Below are 20,898 nucleotides of genomic sequence, written 5' to 3'. Positions count from 1 at the left end.
TTCTAGAGTTATTCGCATTTCTCTATTTTATCAAAATCCAACCTGCTTTTTTTCAGCATACTTTTTGAAACACCACCCAAGCAAATAACTCACAAGATTTAAATAAAATCTATTTTTATGCAGATGTATGAAAGCATACAAACATCAGTCTAGAGATAATTGCTAATAGTAAAAATGACATATTTGATACAAATATTAAAAATATAAGTTTTTCAGTTATATAGAAAAATTTTAGATACCTGTTGATGCTATACACTTGTTAAATCAGTCTCTTGACGTTTTTGATGTAGTCAAAATATGGAGTCAATTGGTGAATTTAATCACAGTCTTCTTTGTTAAATCACATTTTGTCACATTTTTTTAGTGTGAGCTGTGTTGTATTTTATGAATTTTTATTTAAAAAAATTACCGCTACTTTTCTATATTTATTGAGGATATTTAATGGATACTATGAAGTGCTAATCATTCACGAAATAGCTTATTTTATTGATACGAGAACAAAGATTTTATTGCAATATCAAATAAATTTTCATTTATAATATTTAAATTAAGGTTTTAATAAAAAAATACTAATATAAGATTATTTTTAGGTCGATAATTCCATCTAAGATATATTGCTACTTAAGAAATAAAACCCTTGATATGATTAATAAAAAATAGACATATCGAGGTGTTTATTAATGTATCTAAAAAAAGAAAAAGCTAAGATTAAAAATAATGAAGAAAATCCTATTTTAATATATAAGACTTTATCTGATAGAAAAAATACTATTATATTAAAAAAATATTCTAAAAATAAAGGAGAGTGTAAAAGTAAAATAATAAAATTTTCTTCAAAAAAAGATCAATTAGATAAAATGGGTAAAATAAAATCTAGACATTCTGTGCATAAAGATAATTGGATATCAAAAGAATCTTTCATGCCTCAAATTTATTTTTATTCTATTGCTGATTTAATGAGGAATAAAGGGGAGGTATCTAAGCGGGTGGTTGATATAGTGATTGCATTCATTGCTTTGCTTATATTATTCCCGGTTTTTATTATCATCGCTTATAAAGTACGAAAAAATTTGGGTTCGCCTATTTTCTTTTACCAAGAACGACCTGGTAAAAATGGTCAATTATTTAAAATGATTAAATTTCGTTCTATGCGGAATGCCGAAGATAAAGAGGGTAATCCTTTACCAGATAAATTTCGTATTACTGCATTTGGACAAAAGTTACGCTCTAGCAGTTTAGATGAAATGCCACAGCTCATTAATGTTTTGAAAGGAGAGATGAGTATTGTTGGACCGCGGCCTCAAATGAAAGAGTTTCTGCAACATTATACAGATGAACAAATGCGACGGCATGACGTTAAACCGGGTATGACTGGGCTTGCTCAAGTGAGTGGACGTAATAATTTAACTTGGGAAGAAAAATTTGCATTAGATGTACAGTATGTTAAACAGCATAATATGTGGTTAGATTTTAAAATCATGTTTAAAACAGCTCAAGTGATGTTGAGCCAAGAGGGAATTAATGCTCCTAATCAGGAAGTCGGTGCTGCGCGGTTTTCGGGAAAAAACATGCCTGAAACTCCTTTATTTACAAAAGAAGTAAAATAATGTGATCAAAAAATTGATTATTGCTGACGCTGGTTGAAGCATGTATTTCCTAATCAATAATGATTGGGTTTCAAGGCAATATTGTACGTGAGGAATCAAATGATGTGTGCGGCTGTTCTGGATACAATGATATTCACTACTTAGAAAAATATAAAAAAGCTTCAAACAGATTTAAATTGATTGAATGATTCCAAATCTGTTTGAAGCGCTATAGTGTTGATATTCCCTTGATAGCAATTTTTTATCTGTGCTAGCTCAATCCTTGTCTTTTGAAGCTTTATAGGCATAATTATAGCCATAGCCATAGCCATAGCCATAGCCATAACCTGCACTTGAACGCTGAATATCATTCAAGATCACGCCATTGACCTTGACGCCAGCCTGTTCAAAGCGATTGACGGTTAATTCCAGTTCTTTCATTTGAGTCTGTGCATAACGTGCAATCAACAAATTCACACCTGCATGTTGCGAGATGATAATCCCGTCAGTCACTGCAAGAATAGGTGAAGTATCAATCAGGATATGATCATATTGACTGGATAACTGAGTCAGCATTTCCCCAAATAATGGAGTACTGAGTAACTCGGATGGATTCACCGGGCTTTTACCCCGAGTCAATAGATCTAATCCTGGTATATCAGTTGCTTTGATGACCTGATTTAAATTGACTTGCTTATTTAAATACTCGGACAGACCCGGTTGAGGCGTCTGATTAAAGTATTTATGGATATAACCCCGACGTAAATCCGCATCAATCAAGAGTACACGTTTCTGGCTTTGTGCCAAAATTGCAGCTAGGTTGATCGAGATAAAAGATTTACCCACTTCTGGTGCAGGACCAGAAATCATCACAATATTGTTCCGTGCATTGCTCAAGGCAAAGTGAATGGCAGTACGCATACTACGCAAACTCTCAATCGCAATATCATCACTGTTTTTAACCGCCAGGATAGGAATATATTTTTTCTTCTTGGCCAGTTTGATATAGCCATTTTGGACAGGCGAGCGAGGTACTGTTGCATATACCGGCAAATCTAGTTCATTTTCAATTTGACTGGAATCTTTAATGCCTGAACGTAGCATGTTGCGTAGCAGTGCCAGCAAGGTACCCAGGAAACCGCCCAAGAAGATGGATAAAATCAGGATTTGCAGTTTTTTCGGTTTGATCGGTTCTAGTGGTTCAACGGCAGTATCGACTACACGCACATTACCAATTTCACCAGCTTTGGCAATTCGTAGCTGCTGATAAGAGTTTAACAGTGCAGTATAGAGCTGCTGTTTAACTTCAACTTCACGGAACAGTTGTAAGTATCGGCGTTGCAGGTCTGGTAGCTGCTTTAAAGTACCTTCCAGCTCGTTAATTCTTTTGTTGATGGCAGCCAGTTGTGCATTCATCTGCTGCATCACCGGATGTTCATTGGTGTATTTGGCAGAAGCCTCAGCTACTTGTTGCTCTAGCTGTGCTTTTTGGGTTTCCAGGCTAATACTTTGGGTCAGATACAGTTCCGATTCTTTGGTGACATCGACCGTGTTGAATTGCTGACGGAAAGTATTGAATTCTCGCTCAGCTACATCCAGTTGCTGGCGCAATTCAGGTAACTGTTCATCCAGAAACTTAAGTGTTTGGGCCGTTTCTGCAGAACGACGTTCAATATTTTGCTGGCTATAGGCAGCCAGGATGGCATTCAGGACTTCAGTGATATGCTGTTTGTCAGTCCCCTGATAATTCAGGCCTAATACACCGGTCATTTTGCCTTTTTCTGCAACCGAGTAATTGGCAAGAATTGATTTTACCGCAGCGGGCAGAGATTGCTTTTGAACAAGATAAGGTGCATTGAACTGGTCCTGGCTATAAATGGCAACTTTCCACTGACCATGTTCAGACTGCAATTGACTCGGCTGATTTAATGGGGCAGAGAAGACCACCTGTTCTGTGGCCGGATCAGTTAAAGTGTATTTACCTTGCTGAAAGTCTAGACGTAAATTTTTGTCATGGAAATAAGCCGGTACTTCAAACTGACGGATATCAAAGGATTTACCATTGTCCTTAAACAAAACAGATGATTTACTGTATTCGGTCTGATAGTCATGCGGTGATAACAAGCGGTCGGTAAAGCTGTTTTCAGTGCCAGCGATGCGTAGATCGAGGTTTAAGGCTTTAATGGCCGAACCCAGCACCAGACGCGATTTCAGCAGTTCTATTTCTGCCTGAGCCGGCTGCTTTTGCTCTATCATGTTGGATAGATCACCCAATAAGGCAGCAGACGTCCCTTTATTCTCTTCGACCTGTACCAGCGCATCGACCGAATAAGTGTCTGGGGTGACCCTTAAATACAGCAATGCGCAGATCACGCTTAAGATGACACACAGCGCAATTAGCTTCCACTGGGCAATGAGTGAAAAAAATAATTCTTTTAAGTCTATCGTATCTTCAGTATTGCTATTTTGGCTCATAATCTTGATTTCAAATTTAAATATATTTTTTCCAATCAGCAATACAGCTCTGTATTAACTGGCAGGTATCATCAAATACAGCTTGGTCATGCTGATAAGGGTCAGCGATATTCCTGGCTTGCCAGTGCCCCAAACGGAAGGTTTTACCTTTGGCAAAAGGCCAGGTCTGTTCCAGATGTTTTTGTTGGTTTTGACTCATCACCAGAACCAGATCAGCCTGTTTAATCATCTCGGCATTCAGCTTTCGAGCGACATGCGGGCTCATATCAATGCCCAAACTTTGCATGCACAGACTGGCTTTTTCATCTGCTGCATGTCCTACCATGCCCGCAATACCGGCAGATTCAATCTGTAAATGCGGATACTGTTGTTTTAAAAAGTATTCCGCCATAGGACTGCGGCAAATATTGCCAATACAAACCACTAAAATATGTTTAATCTGCATTATTGTCCCAAACGATCCAGGTTATAGAGTGCATTCGAGAACGGAATGATCTGGTTCACGACACGTTGCCAGCGTACCAGACCTGAAGCATCGACGTAGACAATATCGTTGCTGCGCATCTTGAACTGGTTGGCCAGGCCAAAGTCGGCAATACTACTCAAGTCCATTTGATAAACTTCGGTGTGCACAGCATTCGGCTGACTGCGTACAATATAAATCTTGCTGCGGCTGGCAGAGAGTGGATTAAGACCCAAACTTTCACCTAATACATCACTTAAACTCATGCCCTGATCGCGCAGTGGCAGGGACTGGTTTTTGCCAGATTCACCCATGACATAAATTTTTTGATTTTCGCGATTATTCACATATAAAGTGTCATTTGGCTGGATTAGTAAGTTATGCAGTGAAAATCCCGCTTTTTCCAATTCTACCGTATTCAGAGTGTAGGTTCGTCCCTGACGGACTAAAGTCATGGAGGCATTATTGCCCTGTTCTGCATTGACACCGCCAGCCATGCCCAAGGCGGTATAGACACTTACCGGCTGATCGCTGAGATAAAACTGTCCGCCTTTCATGACATTGCCCTGAACGGAGTAGCGCTGACCCTGATAGGACAGCACCCGCACAATCACGTCAGGAGTTTTTAAATAACGGGACAGCTGGCTGCGTAATTCGCGATTGACTTGGGTTAATGATTTTCCAGCAGCTTTGTAACGGCCAATAATTGGGAATTGAATATAACCTTGTGAGTCAATTTGATAACCATTGGCTTGAGCAGACTGGTCACTACTAATGCTATTGTTCGGTGGGGTCATTTCCGGATAAGCCCATAAATAGATGGACAGAATATCACCCGGGCTTAGACTATATCTACGATGTGGGGTGCTAAACAAATAGGCATAATCTTGCTGAATATTGTGTACCGCAGGCTGAACGGCAAGCATAGAGTTCTGGGTGAGTTTAATCACATTGACTGAAGTGCCGAGTTCGGTTTGATACACACCTTCTGCAGGTAGGTTATAAGTTTGCAGACCGGAGGTAACTGCGCAACCAGTCAAAGTGAGACCGTAAGTCAGTAAAAAAGCCAGTTGAATTTGTCGCACATGAAATCTCGTTTTTAATATTTAATTCGTTAAATCTGCGATATTCTACCTGAGAAGTCTGATTCTTTTATAGCAAAATGTATCTAGTTTTAACTGAATAGTGAATGAAGAGAAAAAAGTCTATTTTCTTTCTAAGATCGTTCTTGAAAGCATCATCCCATAATATTAGTGGAATATTTCCTCATTTTTTTGTTTTTGGTATTAAATCACAACAGAAATTTCATGTTTTTCTGCTAGTATGCCTGCCGAAAGATACGATCTTCATAAATACAGTAAATAAGGCGTTGAAATGCTATCTATTGCAGATTTAAAAATTGCGGTGATTGGTTTGGGCTATGTGGGCCTGCCACTTGCAGTTGAATTTGGGAAAAAAGTACCTGTAGTTGGTTTTGATATTTACCAAAAACGAATTGATGAACTCAAAAATGGCCAAGACCATACCCTCGAAGTTTACCCAGAAGAACTTAAAAAAGCTACTCAGCTTAGTTATTCAGCAAATTTAGAAGATTTAAAAAACTGCAATTTTTTTATTGTGACTGTACCTACCCCGATTGACAAGGTTAATCGTCCTGATTTAACGCCTTTGCAAAAGGCTAGTCAAACCATTGGCAAAGTGCTTAAAGCCGGGGATATTGTAGTTTATGAATCTACTGTATATCCAGGTGCTACTGAAGAAATCTGTATTCCAGTGTTAGAGAAAGTATCAGGTCTTAAATTTAATGAAGACTTTTTTGCTGGTTATAGTCCGGAGCGGATTAATCCGGGGGATAAAGTAAATACCTTGACTAAAATTAAAAAAATCACCTCAGGCTCTACTCCAGAAGTTGCTGACTTAGTAGATGCTGTTTATAACAAGATCATTACTGCCGGGACTCATAAAGCTACGAGTATCAAAGTGGCTGAAGCGGCAAAAGTCATCGAAAACACGCAACGTGATTTAAACATTGCCTTGGTCAATGAGTTATCGGTAATTTTCGAACGTCTTGGGATTGATACATTGGATGTATTGGAAGCTGCTGGAAGTAAATGGAACTTTTTGCCATTCCGTCCAGGTTTGGTCGGTGGACACTGCATTGGTGTTGATCCTTATTACCTCACTCATAAAGCAGAAGAAGTAGGTTATCACCCTCAAGTAATCTTGGCGGGTCGTCGTATTAATGACAATATGGCGCGTTATGTGGCACGTGCCACCATTAAAAGAATGGTGAAAAATAATATTGATGTGACCAAAGCCACTGTTGGTATTTTGGGCATCACTTTTAAAGAAAACTGCCCAGATATTCGTAACAGTAAAATTGTAGATGTAATTAAAGAATTTGATCAGTGGGGTGTAAAGGTAGCAGTGTGTGATCCTTGGGCGGATGTCGAAGAAGTAAAACATGAATATGGGGTTGAACTTGCCCAAGTGGATGCAGAACATCCGGTAGATAGCCTGATTATTGCTGTAGGTCACAATGAATTTCGTAATTTAAGTCCTGAACAATTACGTGCCTATACCAAGGGTGAGCAGCCAGTATTAGCAGATGTAAAAAGCTTGTTTAACCGTGACGACATGGTTGCCCAAGGCTTTACAGTATTCCGTCTCTAAGATCAATTGATTTCTAAAAGTGAAAAACATGAAAAAATTTGCCCTTATTGGTGCAGCAGGATACATCGCACCACGCCATTTAAAAGCAATCAAAGAAACAGGTAATACCCTTGCTGTTGCAATGGATATCAATGACTCGGTTGGAATTATGGATAGCCATTTTCCTGAAGCTGAGTTTTTTACTGAATTTGAAGAATTTGAAGCTTATGTAGAAGACCAAAAACTCAAAGGTGAAAAGCTAGATTATGTCGCCATTTGCTCACCAAACTATCTACATGCGCCTCATATGAAATACGCATTGAAAAATGGTATTGATGTCATTTGTGAGAAACCTCTGGTTCTGAGTTCCGAGGATTTAAATTTATTGTCAGAATATGAAAAACAATATGGTGCAAAAGTAAATTCGATTCTGCAGCTGCGTTTACATCCATCTATTATTGCATTACGTGACAAAGTTCAGGCAGCACCTGCAGATAAGGTTTTTGATGTAGATCTGACCTATTTAACTTCGCGTGGTAAGTGGTATTTAAAATCATGGAAAGGCGTAGATAAAAAATCGGGTGGTGTGGCAACGAATATTGGTGTGCACTTCTACGATATGTTGCATTTTATTTTTGGAAAAATTATAAAAAATGAAGTGCATTATCGTGATGAAAAAACAGCTTCAGGATATCTGGAATATGAACGTGCCCGCGTACGCTGGTTCTTGTCTATTGATGCGAACAACTTACCCTCAAATGCCGTGAAAGGTGAAAAACTCACTTACCGCAGTATTACCATTGAAAATGAAGAACTTGAATTCTCAGGTGGCTTTACCGACCTACATACACAAAGCTACCAACGTATTCTGGATGGTAACGGCTATGGGGTTGAAGAAAATCGTGCTGCAATTGAAACAGTTGAAGTGATTCGCGTTGCACCTTTAGTTGAAAATCCAGAAAACCCGCATCCTTTACTCTCTAAAGTTAAATAATAAGGCAGAGCACGATGAGTTTTTATCAACATGAAAGTGCAATTGTGGATGAGGGTGCTCAAATTGGTGAGAACTCTCGTGTTTGGCATTTCGTCCACGTCTGTGGTGGTGCCAGAATTGGCCAAGGTGTGTCTTTAGGTCAAAACGTTTTTGTAGGTAATAAAGTCGTTATTGGGGATCATTGTAAGGTTCAAAACAATGTTTCCGTTTACGATAATGTCACTTTAGAAGAAGGTGTATTTTGTGGACCGAGCATGGTTTTCACAAATGTTTATAACCCTCGCTCCCTAATTGAGCGTAAAGATCAGTATCGAAATACATTAGTTAAAAAAGGTGCAACTTTAGGGGCGAACTGTACCATTGTTTGCGGTGTCACGATTGGTGAATATTCATTTGTGGGTGCTGGTGCAGTAGTCAATAAAGATGTACCTGCCTATGCGCTTATGGTCGGTGTTCCTGCAAAGCAAATTGGTTGGATGAGTGAGTTTGGTGAGCAGTTGGATTTACCTTTAGAAGGGGAAGCACAAGTCGCGTGTGAACACACGGGTGCAATTTACCGTTTAAATGGGAAAATTGTGACTAAAGAGCAGGTTGCAGCATGATTGAATTTATTGATTTAAAAGCACAACAGGTACGCCTGAAAGATCAAATTGACTTAGGCATACAAAAAGTTTTAGCACATGGCCAGTATATTCTTGGCCCTGAAGTTAAAGAACTTGAAGAAAAACTGGCAGCTTATGTAGGTGCAAAATACTGTATTACTTGTGCTAATGGTACGGATGCTTTACAAATTGCGCAAATGGCATTTGGGATTGGCCCAGGTGATGAGGTGATTACTCCAGGATTTACCTATATTGCGACTGCTGAAACAGTGGCTGTATTGGGTGCAACGCCTGTATATGTGGATGTAAACTCTAAAACCTTTAATTTGGATGTAGAAAAATTAGAAGCAGCCATTACACCACATACTAAAGCCATTATTCCTGTAAGTTTGTATGGGCAATGTGCTGATTTTGATGCGATTAATGCAATTGCAGCTAAATATAATATTCCAGTAATTGAAGATGCTGCACAAAGTTTTGGTGCGACCTATAAAGGGCGTAAAAGTTGTAATTTAAGTACCGTGGCATGCACCAGCTTTTTCCCAAGTAAGCCTTTAGGCTGTTATGGTGATGGTGGTGCGATTTTTACCAGTGATGATGAGCTTGCTAAAGTCATTCGCCAAATTGCACGTCATGGACAAGATCGCCGTTACCATCATATTCGTGTTGGGGTAAACAGTCGCTTAGATACTTTGCAGGCGGCTATTCTGTTGCCGAAACTGGCAATTTTGGATGATGAAATGAAGGCACGTCAGCGTGTCGCAGAAACTTATACCAAATTGTTTAATGAAGCTGGTATTCCTACTACACCTTTTATTGAACAACACAATCAAAGTGCTTGGGCACAATATACCATTCAGGTAGATCATCGCAGTGAAGTGCAAGAAAAGTTAAAAGCATTAGGTATTCCGACTGCTGTGCATTATCCAATTCCCTTAAATAAACAGCCTGCTGTAGCCGATGTAAATGCAGTGTTACCTGTAGGTGATGCTGTTGCAGAGCGTGTGATGAGTTTACCGATGCATCCTTATCTAACTATTGAAGCGCAACAAAAAATTGTGAACTCACTAAAGTAAAATGTATTTAAGGCTGTGGATATCCTAATGAAAGAACCAAAGCATATTTTAATTATTCCATCATGGTATCCACAATTTAGTGGAGATATTGGCGGAAGTTTTTTCAGAGAGCAAGCGATAGCACTTAGAAAAGCTGGGTATCAGGTTGGTGTGATTTATCCACAAATACGTAGTTTAAAAAATATTAAGAGCATTCTTAAAAAACCCTATGGCTTAACTTTAGAAAATGATGAAGGTGTTAATACATTCAGATGGTATACAGCAAATTATATTCCAAAAAATAAAAAATATAATAAAAGTCATTGGATTAAAGTTGCGTTAAAACTCTTTGATACTTATGTAGAGCAATTTGGTATACCTGACATTATTCATGTACATTCAATGTTGTATGCAGGGTATGTTGCACAAACTATTAAGATTAAATACGGTATTCCTTATGTAGTTACAGAACACTCTACGGCATTCGCTAGAAGCTTGATTCCTTTAGATGAAATTAGCTCTCTAAAACAAGTAGTGAGTAATGCTAAAGTTTGTATTGCTGTTAGTGAAGAGTTTTCATCGCTATTAAATAAACTATTTGAAACACAGAAATGGACTTATATTCCTAATATTGTTAGTGATGAATTTTTTAATTTTGAACAAAATCTAGATGCAGAAGAATATTTTACATTTATTAATGTATGTTTTTTAGAAAAGAAAAAACGAGTTGATCTCTTGATCTCTTCATTCGCTAAGGCTTTTAAAGGTAATCAAAAAGTACGTTTAAAGATTGGTGGTGATGGTATTTTAATGTCTGAATTGAAGACATTAGCTAAAGAGTTGGGGGTAGAGTCGCAAATTGTCTTTTTAGGAAAATTAAGTCGTCAACAAGTAAAAGAAGAAATGGCATTATCTAATGCGTTTGTTTTATCTAGCGAGTATGAGACTTTTGGTGTTGTATTAGTAGAGGCTTTAGCATTAGGTAAACCCGTGATAGCAACTAAATGTGGTGGACCAGAATCTATAGTTACACCTGAAGTAGGATATCTAATATCAAAGAATTCAGAAAAAGAAATGATAGATTCACTTTTAAAACTCTATCAAAATTGGAATAAATTTAATTATCTTCAAATTAGACAATATTGTTTGGAAAATTTTAGTGAAAAAGCTGTTGTTGGGAAATTGATTAAAATTTATCATGAGCAGCGTAATATAAATGAATAAAGAAAAAATATTGGGCTATGCTATAGGTCCTATAGGTTCGGGATTACTTGGATTTATTAGTTTACCGATTATTACATGGTTTTACACAGTAGAAGATGTGGGGCGGATTTCTATGCTTCAGGTCTTTATGAGTTTTTCTGTTTTACTTTTTTGTTTGGGTCTAGACCAAGCTTATGTTCGAGAATATCACGAGTCAAAAAATAAGCCTGCTCTCTTAAAAACGGTTTTATTTCCAAGCTTAGGTTTAAGTATTTTATCATTTTTATTGTTGGCTATTTATGATCTAAAAATAATATCAATATGGTTATATGAAATTCCAAGTAATTATTTAAGTGTTATGACAATTTTATGTTTTGTTATTGCTTTAGCCTCGAGATTTTTATCTTTAATTTTAAGAATGCAAGAGAGATCATTTGCATTTTCAATGAGTCAATTATTACCAAAAATTATTTTTTTAATAATTGTTGTTAATACAGTATGGTTGGGTTTTTCTAGAAATATATATAGTTTAATTACAGCAAATACAGCTTCAGTGATTCTAGCATTTTTAGTATTTGGTTGGAATACAAGATCTGAATTGTTAAGTGCAATTAAGGAAAGAATAAATATCAATGAATTAAAGGACACTTTTAGTTTTGGTTGGCCTTTAATTTTTGGTGGTCTAGCCTCATGGGGCTTAAATGTTATGGATCGTTTATTTCTTAGGCATTTTTCAACTTATACAGAACTTGGTATCTATTCTATTACTATGAGTGTAGCGATTGTAGTAACTATATTTTCAGGTATTTTTAATACGGTATGGTCACCCATGGTTTATAAATGGATGAGTGAAGATAAATTTGACTATGAACAGATAGATATAGTTCTAGAATATGTGTTAGCTGCTATTTATTTCTTTATTGTATTAACGAGTTTATTTTCATGGATAATTCCTTATTTTTTACCAAGTACTTATAGTGAAATTGAATATTTAATAGCTGTATGTTTATTGGGACCCTTACTATATACATTATCTGAAGTGACTGGAATTGGTATAGCAATTGTAAGAAGAACAAAATTTTCTATGCTTTGCGCTATTGCTGCAATGTTATGCAGTGCAATTCTTAATTACTTTTTAGTACCACAATTTGGTGCGGCGGGTGCAGCTGTATCGACTGCAATAGCATTCCAGATTTTATTTACTTTAAGAACAGTGATTTCAGCTTTAATCTGGCGTAAAAAATTTCATATAAAAGCTATTATAGTAATGATTACTTTACTAGCTTTAAGTAGTTTGAACCTCTTTTGGGAAAGCTTTCGAGCAGAAATTTATTGTATATGGATTAGTTTGTTAATTTTAGGCTTCATGATTTTTAATAAAAGTTTAAAGAGTATTTTGTTTTTAATTGTGAAGAGAGAAATACTTTAATGAATAAAATCTCCTTATATAAGCTTTTTATAATATTTATAGTATTTTCTCCTTTTTTAGCTTATTTTTCCAGAAATGGTATATTGACTTACGGGTTGCTAATTGCCATAAGTTCTCTTGTGGTACTTTCGGAAATTCTAAAACCAAGTTTTATGCTATACAGAGATTGGCTTTCGGTTTTTAGTTTGATGCCTTTCACTTTATTGGCTAGTTATTACTATCTACTTAGTCCTTATGACGGTAAAATACTCACGACCTATTTTTTAACTATATTATTAATTCCTATTTTTGTATTTATATTTTTACGTTTAAATAAATATTATTCTCGAGAAAATTTTTATTTTTTTATTTTAAAAATAATTTTTATTTTTTTGATTGGTCAATTGATTATATGTATAGGTCAAATAACTACATATATGTTTGGTTTTGGGTTTAGAGTACATTCGGTTTATGAAGATGGTTTTATGGTTTCAGGAACATATGTTAACTCGAATGATCTTGCTGTTGTTATTTTATTATTATCCTATTGTTTTACAAAAATAGAATCAGTTGTCAAAAATAATATCCAAATTATTATTTGGTTAACTATATTCCTATTATTAATTATTGCTAGTTCTCGTTCAGCATTAATTTTAACATTAATATTATTTCTAATAACTAGAAGATTAAATGTTGTAAATTTTTTATCAACATCTTTGTTTTTGGTTCTTGGTATGTTTTTAACTAATATTTTATTCTTAAACGATACCAGTGGTGTGTTTGGTCGAATAATGACTAGACTGGAAACGTTACAGAATATCTATAAAAATGGGGTAAGTGCGGATGATTCAATGGGTTTGCGCATTGAATCATATATACACTTTTTAAAAAATTTAAATAACCTTGGTTTAGGCTCAGGAGAGATTAATAATTACTATAAATTTGCAAATAATGTAAATTTTGATAGTTGGCTAATGTTTCAAAATCCACATTCTTTAATTGTAGAAATAGGTTATTGGTTAGGATGGGTGGGGATATTAGTTTTATTTATTCCCTTTTTCTTTTTAATTTTCAATTATCAAAGAAGTTTTATATTTTTAATTGTTGCTATTATATCCATGTTTATTTCTTCAAGTGTTTTAGGTTCCTATATATATTTCTTTTTTTTAATCTTATGTATTTTTATTAATTCGAAAGCTTATACAAGGAAAAATAAAGTATACGAAGTTTAGTGTCTTTAGAAATATATTAGATTTTTTAATTGATCAAAAGTTAGATATTTTTGATCAATGGTTACACTGTGGTTATTAGCATTCATGCATAATTTATTAATGAAATACATCGATTCAAAGAAGTTTTTTTGATAAAAAATTTTACGCTACTATGTGAGACTAAATATAATGAGCAGCGCTAATTGAACTAGGTGGCACTGACAAGAATAAAATTATTTATGTTGTAGAGTGAAACTTAGATGGTGGAGTAAAAGATGTAAACTAGTTATATAGTGCAAGTGTGGCAGTTAAAAGAGTGGTCGTAGTATTAAAAAGTATCTTAGGAGATAGAAATGTTAAATAGAACGCTGGTTTTTGGTTTAGAGCACTTTATAGACAAAATTGGCTATCAGGCTAAAATATATAATAAAAAAAATATAGATGTTAAATACTTGGTTAGCGATAAAAGTGGTAATAGTGATTATTTTTCAGAAAAGTATAATGCTGATATAGAGATTTTACCTAAAAATAAATTATTGGTTATTTTTTTAATTATAAAAAATTTAATTAAATATAAACCCGAATTTGTAGAGATTTATGATACTGGTTATATGTTTTTCATTTACTTAGCGTTTTCTGCAATTTTTAGGAAGAAAATTATAGTTATTTTAAGAGGGCAGGAGTTGCAAAGATGTAATAGAAAAAAAATTAGCCTAAATTATATCAAGCATAAACTAGGTGTTTGGCTTAGTCATAAGTATGTTATTAAAGAAGAGAATCTTGTTAGAGAATATGTAGCAAATGGTTTTAATGAAAAAAAATATTTAGAGGTACATAATGCAATCCCAATGCCAATAAAATCATTAGATAATAGTAAAGATATTGATTTATTGTATTTAAATAGCGTTAGAAGTGAGAGAAAAGTTTTATTTTTGATAAATGTGATTAATAAGATATTGGAGTTAAGGCCAAATTTAAAGATTGTAATTACAGGATTTAATACTCTAGATAATCCTAATAATAGCTTTGATTTTGAACAGGAATATAAAGTATTGGATTTTATTAAAACCAATAATTTATCTGAAAAAATCGAAGTTAGAGGTTTTGTAAAAGATTCTAGAGATTATCACTCAAGAGCAAAGATCTTCCTATTTCCTACAGATATTGTATTTCTTAATTATTCTTTATTAGAAAGTATGTCTTACGGAGCAGTGCCAATTGTATCTAACGGTGAGGGGGCTGAAAAAATTGTGGACGAAGAAAATGGCTATATTTTGCCTTTAGATGAGGATTTATGGGTGAAAATAATTATTGAGTTATTGGAGAATCCGGATTTATTAGAAAAAAAATCAAACAATGCCATTCAGACTGTATATGATAAATATTCTATAGAAGCTTGGTTTGAGAAAATGATGTTAGCAAGAGGTGGAAGTTAATGAACCATATTAAGATTGTCGCTTCAAAAGCCTCTATATGAATCGATTGTATGGTCTGTAAATTAGCAAATTTGTGTGGGTGGCCGAGCCTCCGCTTGGGCGAAAAAAGCGGCTGCTGTGCGTAGAATTTCATTGGCTCGTTGTAGTTCTTTATTTTCGCGTTCAAGTTGTTTAATGCGTTCTTGGTCTCAAAGAGCTGCTGTACTTTGATTGAATTCTGTTTATTCAAATACTTCTGATGCCATGAACGTAGTGTTTCAGGAGTACAGCCTATCTTGGGAGCAATAGCGGTGATTCAGCCCAATTCGATGGATAATTTTTTTCGAATTCAATCAATAATTGAACCGCTCTATCTCTGATTTCAGGGGTATATTTTGGTTTTATTATTGGGACATTCTTTCAAGAAAGTTTGTCTCCGACAAACCTGGTACGGTCCAAAATGATTTATGAAAGAGGTTTGGTGATTACTTTTTTGAGAAATCTCTAATAAATTTCTCAAAAAATTAAGAAAAATCATCAATTATACTAAATAATTAGTTAATATTGAGCATAACGACTAGAGTTGCAAGTTTTGTATATTAAATTAACTGATGGCTCTAAGTTCTCTAATTTTTTAAGTTAATTGCTTATTCATGATTAGGGTTATCATATATTTTGTTATTTAAATTAATTATTTTTTAGAAAAATGAAAGGTTTTTATGTTTAATATTGCTATCTGTATCCCTACTTATAAACCTAGCTATTATATTATTAATTGTTTACAAAGTATTGAAGACCAAACTTTAAGTAAAGACAAGTTTAAAGTTTATATTGCACTAAATGGCTCAGAGAAATCTTATGAGGTTTATATACAAGAGATTTTAAAAAAATTTAGCTTTAATTATAAACTATTTTTTTTGGAAGAGGCTGGTGTTTCTAATGCAAGAAACTTTTTAATTGACCACTCAAATGAAGATTATATAGTATTTGTAGATGATGATGATATCCTAAGTCTTAATTATATTGAAGAATTACTACATGTATCTTCATCAAATATAATGGGGATATCTAATGTTTATAATTTTTATGGAAATTTAAATGAGTTGAAAAAAAGCTATATAGGTCTATGTTTTAAAAATCTACCAGAAATTACGTATTCAAAATTTAAATCACGGAAATACTATTCCTCTCCTTGTGCAAAAATGCTTCATCGTAATATTATTAGTAACACTCGGTTTGATACTAAATTATCCATTGGTGAAGATTCGTTATTTATGGCTCAACTTTCGCACCGAGTAAAAGCAGTAAGAAAAACATCCCCTAGCGCTTGTTATTATGTAAATGAAAGAGCAGGTTCAGCTACTCGTAAAAAAATAGATAAGGAAAAAGAATTAAAGCGTATTTTATATTCTTTAACAACGTACAGTAAAATGCTTTTGACCTTTCGATATGGGACTCTATTTATTTTGACTAGAATTGTCGCAACATTAATACATGGAAAAAAATTAATTAAATGAAAGTTCTGAGAACGTTATATGGATAGCTGCTCAGACTTCCTTAAACAAACTATTCAATCCGTTCTTTCCAAAAATGCATCAAAATTGATAAATGATCATAGATGATGATTCTGTTTTTAATTGCTCAACTTTATGTTGGACAGAAAGTATATGAAGCTATTTAGCTCACACAGAACTTTGTACCTAAAATACTACAATTAAAGCAATTTAATGTTGTTTTATTGCTTTTGAGATAGTCATGATGTGTGTACAGTATAGTATCTACAAAAGTTGGGGGGAGTAGATTTTATGTTTAGTAATAATGTAGTTTTTTCTTATACTTTCTGTGAAAAAATAAATGGAAGCAGCAAAGTGCTTGAGCTAATGAGTGTGCTAAAGTAGGTTGATTATAAAGATTTTCTTAACCTCTGGGCTATTTAATTTTTAAGTTTAATATTGAGTTATATGAATATTTTAATCGTTGCACCATACGTTACCTTTCCAGATGAACCTGGAGCAAATCGTTTCATAGCAATTGCAAGACTATTAAGTAAAAAACATAAAGTAACTTTAGTGACAAGTCGTTTTTGTCATATTCTAAAGTCTCATCGTGATGAAATAAAAAGCTTAGATGATATAAATGTAGTCTTATTAGATGAGCCTGGATATAGGGTGAATGTCGGCTTGGGAAGATTAAAAAGTCATCGTAAGTTTTGTGAGAATTTTCAAAAATTTATGCTAACTAATCAGTGTAAATATGACTTAGTTTATTCAGCTTATCCATTAGTAAAAACGAACTATATTCTAGGAAAGTTGAAAGAAAAATTAAATTTTAAGTTCATTATGGATATACAAGATGTTTGGCCTGAATCGATATTTGGACCAATACCCTTGTTGTCTAATAACTTTGGGAAATTACTTTTATCTCCTATTACAAAATATGCAAATCATACCTATGCTCATGCTGATGCTTTAGTTGCTGTGTCTAAGACTTATATGAACAGAGCAGATGTAAATCATCTTGATAACCAATATAAAGAAGTGGTTTACATTGGGGCTGATAATTTACATTTCAATTCTGAAATCAACAAATCAGATCACAAAAAAATGATCGCTACATATATAGGAACGATGGCGGGTAGTTATGATTTGGAAACAATAGTGAGAGCCTCAACTTTATGCCATGATCAAGTAGAAATTCAATTTATTGGAACCGGTCCTCATGAAGAAAGATTGAAAAAACTAAATTCAGAATTAGGTGGATATGTTAGGTTTAGAGGGGTTATGGCTTATGATCAAGCAATGGAAAAATTAAAATATTCTGATATAGCTATTAATCCTATTCATTCAACAGCCCAGGCATCAATTACTAATAAGTTGTCAGATTATTTTTGTTGTGGTCTTCCTATCTTAAGTTGTCAGGAAAATATTGAGGTTCGGAAGTTATTAGCTAGGGGAGGGGGGATCTATTATCAGTCTGGTGATTTCAAAGATTTAGCCCAAAAATTAATTTTTCTTGCAAAAGATAGAGCGGAACTGAATAGAATGTCTGCCATTAATAAAAAGATTGCACAAGATTGCTTTTTGCGTGAGAAATCTTATATGAAAATTGTAGATTTAGTAGATAGACTAGTTGAGTTGTAATGCTTCATTTTTAACCCTGTTTTATTTAACATTAAATTTACTTTAGGTTGTTCATGCTAAAACGCCTTCTCGATATTATCATTGCTTCCATTGCCTTGATCCTGCTTTCACCACTTTATGCATTTGTTGCTTACAAAGTGAAAAAAAATCTGGGTTCTCCGGTCTTATTCCGTCAGGTACGTCCCGGTTTACATGGTAAGCCTTTTGAGATGATCAAGTTCCGCACCATGAAAGATGCTATGGATGCCAATGGCAATCCCTTGCCTGATAGTGAGCGTTTAACCCCATTCGGAAAAATGCTGCGCTCTACCAGTCTGGATGAGATGCCGGAACTGTGGAATGTGATTAAAGGCGATATGAGTATTGTGGGGCCGCGCCCACTGTTGATGGAATACCTGCCACTTTATAATTCCGAACAAGCCAAACGTCATAATGTACGTCCGGGTATGACCGGTCATGCACAGGTCAATGGTCGTAATGCAATTAGTTGGGAAGAAAAGTTCAAGCTCGATACCTGGTATGTTGAAAATCAGTCGACACTGCTGGATTTTAAAATCATGTTTAAAACTGTGCATAAAGTTTTAGCAAAAGATGATATCAGTGCCGAGGGTGAAGCGACTATGACACGTTTTACTGGCTCACAACACAAGGACGAAACATAATGAAAGCTTTGTATATTGGTATTTACGGTGCAAGTGGTTTTGGTAAAGAAGTTATGCCCTTAGTTCGCCAGCAATTTCCAACCTTAGCCAAAGATAACTTTGTTTTTATCGATGATGGCCAAGCTGGCAATAGTTTAAATGGCTATGCTGTTCTAAGTTATCAGGATTTTCTCGCTACACCAAATACCCATAAGGCTGTAACCATTGCTATCGCGAATAGTCAAGTTCGTGAAATACTGGTTCAGCGTTTAAATGAGGACCAGATACAGCATCTAGATGTTCATGCAGGCAATACAGTTATTCTAGATGAGGTGCATATTGGTGAAGGAAGTTTACTTTGTCCTTTCACTTGTCTGACATCCAATATCAAAATTGGAAAATTCTTTCATGCCAATATTTATAGCTATGTCGCTCATGACTGTGTCATCGGTGACTATGTCACCTTTGCTCCTGGGGTGAAATGCAATGGCAATATCCATATCGAAGACCATGCCTATATTGGTACAGGTGCCGTGATCAAGCAGGGTACACCTGACAAGCCTTTAGTCATTGGCAAGGGTGCGGTAGTGGGTATGGGTGCTGTGGTCACCAAGAGCGTTCCACCGGGCGTAACGGTGATTGGCAATCCAGCGAGAATTCTAGAGAAAAAATAAGTTTTTAAATTTTAAAAATTCAGGAAGCATCATGTTAAACACTGTATTTGAACCATGGCCAAGTTTTACTCAGGAAGAAGCGGATGCGGTTTCCCAGGTTTTGTTGTCCAATAAAGTCAACTACTGGACCGGACAGGAATGTCGCGAGTTTGAAAAAGAATTTGCCCGGTTTGCAGAAACCCGGTATGCAGTGGCATTGGCCAATGGAACAGTAGCACTTGATGTCGCACTCAAGGCATTAGGTATTGGCGCAGGGGATGATGTGATTGTTACCTCACGTACCTTTCTGGCCTCGGCCAGTTCTATTGTCACGGCTGGGGCAAATCCGATCTTCGCCGATGTCGAACTGGACTCCCAAAATATCTCCCGCCGCACTATTGAAGCAGTAATCACACCCAATACCAAGGCCATTATCTGTGTGCATCTGGCAGGCTGGATGTGCGACATGGACCCGATCATGCAGCTGGCTTCCGATAAAGGCCTGTATGTGATCGAAGACTGTGCACAGGCGCACGGAGCAAAATATAAAGGTAAATCTGCCGGCTCAATCGGTCATGTTGCGGCTTGGTCCTTCTGTCAGGACAAGATTATGACGACAGGCGGTGAAGGCGGTATGGTCACCACCAATGACGAAACCCTGTGGAAAAAAATGTGGTCCTATAAAGATCATGGCAAAAACTTTGACAGCATCTATAATAAACAGCATCCACCGGGTTTCCGCTGGCTGCATGACTCCTTTGGTACCAACTGGCGCATGATGGAAATGCAGGGTGTGATCGGACGTCTCCAGCTGAAAAAAATGCCGGAATGGACTGCAAAACGCCTTGCCAATATGGAGAAGATTTATGCGGAATTTGCAGACAGTCCATATTTTAGCGTTCATCGTACATCCGATGATTATGTGCATGCTGCCTATAAATGTTATGTGCAGGTCAATATCGATGCTTTGCCTGAAGGCTGGTCACGTGACCGCATCATGCAGGAAATCAGTGCGCTGAATGTGCCTTGTTTCAGTGGCTCCTGTTCAGAAGTTTATCTCGAGCATGCGTTTGATGATACGCTATGGCGTCCAGCACAGCGTTTGAAAAATGCGCAGCAATTGGGTGAAACCAGTCTGATGTTTTTAGTTCATCCTACTTTAAGTGATGAAAGTATTAACAAAACAGTCGCCGCAATTCAACAGGTCATTAATAGAATAGTTGCTTAAACTTTTAGAATATAAGTGCACCGTATTCGGTGCATTTAACTTATATAGAATATGTTTTTAAGTTACTCATCGCATTGTGACTTATTAAAAATTTACTCTGTACACGACAAATTTCACAGAACCCTTATCCTATCAGGCTTCTGTCTTCTTAAAATTGCCAGAATTTCCTTAA

Annotated in this window: 17 protein-coding genes and 1 pseudogene; 14 read left to right on the top strand and 4 right to left on the bottom strand. The window is 35.5% G+C overall.

Going from position 1 to position 20,898, the window contains the following annotated elements; genetic code table 11:
• The first annotated feature begins 956 nt into the window (after window positions 1-956).
• Window positions 957-1,607, top strand: a complete 651-nt coding sequence (locus PV763_RS15150; RefSeq protein ID WP_420938156.1) for a sugar transferase — start codon at window positions 957-959, stop codon at window positions 1,605-1,607.
• 255 nt (window positions 1,608-1,862) lie between these two features.
• On the opposite strand, the gene PV763_RS15145 is transcribed toward PV763_RS15150, so the two are convergent.
• From PV763_RS15145 to PV763_RS15135, 3 genes are read right to left on the bottom strand one after another with little or no spacing between them, the layout of a single operon-like run.
• Window positions 1,863-4,061: a polysaccharide biosynthesis tyrosine autokinase gene (locus PV763_RS15145; RefSeq protein WP_420938155.1), complete on the bottom strand. Its 2,199-nt coding sequence runs from the start codon at window positions 4,059-4,061 to the stop codon at window positions 1,863-1,865.
• Window positions 4,062-4,077: 16 nt separating this feature from the next.
• Window positions 4,078-4,506: a low molecular weight protein-tyrosine-phosphatase gene (locus PV763_RS15140; protein ID WP_064096896.1), complete on the bottom strand. Its 429-nt coding sequence runs from the start codon at window positions 4,504-4,506 to the stop codon at window positions 4,078-4,080.
• A complete protein-coding gene (locus PV763_RS15135; RefSeq protein ID WP_420938154.1) occupies window positions 4,506-5,609 on the bottom strand; it encodes a polysaccharide biosynthesis/export family protein in 1,104 nt (367 codons plus the stop codon). Before PV763_RS15135 ends, PV763_RS15140 begins: the two co-directional genes overlap by 1 nt.
• 289 nt (window positions 5,610-5,898) lie before the next feature.
• Here PV763_RS15135 and tviB point away from each other — a divergent pair, with 289 nt between their 5' ends.
• The 8 genes from tviB to PV763_RS15095 all read left to right on the top strand — a co-directional run bounded on the left by tviB (window position 5,899) and on the right by PV763_RS15095 (window position 15,085).
• Complete coding sequence (gene tviB, locus PV763_RS15130; protein WP_305158379.1) at window positions 5,899-7,197, top strand: Vi polysaccharide biosynthesis UDP-N-acetylglucosamine C-6 dehydrogenase TviB; 1,299 nt, start codon at window positions 5,899-5,901, stop codon at window positions 7,195-7,197.
• Between the two features lie 28 nt (window positions 7,198-7,225).
• Window positions 7,226-8,170 (top strand): Gfo/Idh/MocA family protein, encoded by a 945-nt coding sequence (locus PV763_RS15125; protein WP_420938153.1) that lies wholly within the window; start codon window positions 7,226-7,228, stop codon window positions 8,168-8,170.
• 14 nt (window positions 8,171-8,184) lie between these two features.
• Entirely contained in the window at window positions 8,185-8,772 is a 588-nt protein-coding gene (gene wbpD, locus PV763_RS15120) for a UDP-2-acetamido-3-amino-2,3-dideoxy-D-glucuronate N-acetyltransferase (protein ID WP_420938152.1), read from the top strand.
• On the top strand, window positions 8,769-9,848 hold the full coding sequence (locus PV763_RS15115; protein WP_420938151.1) for a DegT/DnrJ/EryC1/StrS family aminotransferase: 1,080 nt from the start codon (window positions 8,769-8,771) through the stop codon (window positions 9,846-9,848). Before wbpD ends, PV763_RS15115 begins: the two co-directional genes overlap by 4 nt.
• A 27-nt stretch (window positions 9,849-9,875) precedes the next feature.
• Complete coding sequence (locus PV763_RS15110) at window positions 9,876-11,051, top strand: glycosyltransferase (RefSeq protein ID WP_420938150.1); 1,176 nt, start codon at window positions 9,876-9,878, stop codon at window positions 11,049-11,051.
• Window positions 11,044-12,459: an oligosaccharide flippase family protein gene (locus PV763_RS15105; protein WP_420938149.1), complete on the top strand. Its 1,416-nt coding sequence runs from the start codon at window positions 11,044-11,046 to the stop codon at window positions 12,457-12,459. Before PV763_RS15110 ends, PV763_RS15105 begins: the two co-directional genes overlap by 8 nt.
• Complete coding sequence (locus PV763_RS15100) at window positions 12,459-13,670, top strand: O-antigen ligase family protein (RefSeq protein WP_420938148.1); 1,212 nt, start codon at window positions 12,459-12,461, stop codon at window positions 13,668-13,670. Before PV763_RS15105 ends, PV763_RS15100 begins: the two co-directional genes overlap by 1 nt.
• A gap of 332 nt (window positions 13,671-14,002) precedes the next feature.
• Window positions 14,003-15,085, top strand: coding sequence for a glycosyltransferase family 4 protein (locus tag PV763_RS15095; RefSeq protein WP_420938147.1), 1,083 nt, complete (start codon window positions 14,003-14,005; stop codon window positions 15,083-15,085).
• A gap of 68 nt (window positions 15,086-15,153) precedes the next feature.
• Here the strand turns inward: PV763_RS15095 and PV763_RS15090 are convergent.
• A pseudogene (locus PV763_RS15090) lies at window positions 15,154-15,472 on the bottom strand (transposase); the annotation flags it as partial.
• Window positions 15,473-15,783: 311 nt separating this feature from the next.
• Between PV763_RS15090 and PV763_RS15085 the strand changes: the two are divergent.
• The 5 genes from PV763_RS15085 (at window position 15,784) to PV763_RS15065 (ending at window position 20,726) form a co-directional block, all read left to right on the top strand.
• A complete protein-coding gene (locus PV763_RS15085; protein ID WP_420938146.1) occupies window positions 15,784-16,581 on the top strand; it encodes a glycosyltransferase family A protein in 798 nt (265 codons plus the stop codon).
• Window positions 16,582-17,025: 444 nt separating this feature from the next.
• Window positions 17,026-18,204: a glycosyltransferase gene (locus tag PV763_RS15080; RefSeq protein WP_420938145.1), complete on the top strand. Its 1,179-nt coding sequence runs from the start codon at window positions 17,026-17,028 to the stop codon at window positions 18,202-18,204.
• Window positions 18,205-18,257: 53 nt separating this feature from the next.
• Entirely contained in the window at window positions 18,258-18,866 is a 609-nt protein-coding gene (locus tag PV763_RS15075; protein WP_420938144.1) for a sugar transferase, read from the top strand.
• Window positions 18,866-19,519: an acetyltransferase gene (locus tag PV763_RS15070; protein WP_420938143.1), complete on the top strand. Its 654-nt coding sequence runs from the start codon at window positions 18,866-18,868 to the stop codon at window positions 19,517-19,519. The genes PV763_RS15075 and PV763_RS15070 overlap by 1 nt, the downstream gene beginning before the upstream one ends.
• 31 nt (window positions 19,520-19,550) lie before the next feature.
• A complete protein-coding gene (locus PV763_RS15065) occupies window positions 19,551-20,726 on the top strand; it encodes a DegT/DnrJ/EryC1/StrS family aminotransferase (RefSeq protein ID WP_420938142.1) in 1,176 nt (391 codons plus the stop codon).
• The last annotated feature ends 172 nt before the right edge of the window (window positions 20,727-20,898 follow it).

The organism is Acinetobacter sp. AS5 (genome assembly GCF_048957595.1).
Lineage (GTDB): Bacteria > Pseudomonadota > Gammaproteobacteria > Pseudomonadales > Moraxellaceae > Acinetobacter.
This window is presented reverse-complemented; position numbering and strand designations above follow the sequence as displayed.

Coding starts and splice junctions, on each gene's coding strand:
- PV763_RS15065 (WP_420938142.1), top strand. CDS start 19,551: ATGTTAAACACTGTATTTGAACCATGGCCAAGTTTTACTCAGGAAGAA.
- PV763_RS15070 (WP_420938143.1), top strand. CDS start 18,866: ATGAAAGCTTTGTATATTGGTATTTACGGTGCAAGTGGTTTTGGTAAA.
- tviB (WP_305158379.1), top strand. CDS start 5,899: ATGCTATCTATTGCAGATTTAAAAATTGCGGTGATTGGTTTGGGCTAT.
- PV763_RS15110 (WP_420938150.1), top strand. CDS start 9,876: ATGAAAGAACCAAAGCATATTTTAATTATTCCATCATGGTATCCACAA.
- wbpD (WP_420938152.1), top strand. CDS start 8,185: ATGAGTTTTTATCAACATGAAAGTGCAATTGTGGATGAGGGTGCTCAA.
- PV763_RS15145 (WP_420938155.1), bottom strand. CDS start 4,061: ATGAGCCAAAATAGCAATACTGAAGATACGATAGACTTAAAAGAATTA.
- PV763_RS15115 (WP_420938151.1), top strand. CDS start 8,769: ATGATTGAATTTATTGATTTAAAAGCACAACAGGTACGCCTGAAAGAT.
- PV763_RS15140 (WP_064096896.1), bottom strand. CDS start 4,506: ATGCAGATTAAACATATTTTAGTGGTTTGTATTGGCAATATTTGCCGC.
- PV763_RS15125 (WP_420938153.1), top strand. CDS start 7,226: ATGAAAAAATTTGCCCTTATTGGTGCAGCAGGATACATCGCACCACGC.
- PV763_RS15105 (WP_420938149.1), top strand. CDS start 11,044: ATGAATAAAGAAAAAATATTGGGCTATGCTATAGGTCCTATAGGTTCG.
- PV763_RS15095 (WP_420938147.1), top strand. CDS start 14,003: ATGTTAAATAGAACGCTGGTTTTTGGTTTAGAGCACTTTATAGACAAA.
- PV763_RS15075 (WP_420938144.1), top strand. CDS start 18,258: ATGCTAAAACGCCTTCTCGATATTATCATTGCTTCCATTGCCTTGATC.
- PV763_RS15150 (WP_420938156.1), top strand. CDS start 957: ATGAGGAATAAAGGGGAGGTATCTAAGCGGGTGGTTGATATAGTGATT.
- PV763_RS15085 (WP_420938146.1), top strand. CDS start 15,784: ATGTTTAATATTGCTATCTGTATCCCTACTTATAAACCTAGCTATTAT.
- PV763_RS15080 (WP_420938145.1), top strand. CDS start 17,026: ATGAATATTTTAATCGTTGCACCATACGTTACCTTTCCAGATGAACCT.
- PV763_RS15100 (WP_420938148.1), top strand. CDS start 12,459: ATGAATAAAATCTCCTTATATAAGCTTTTTATAATATTTATAGTATTT.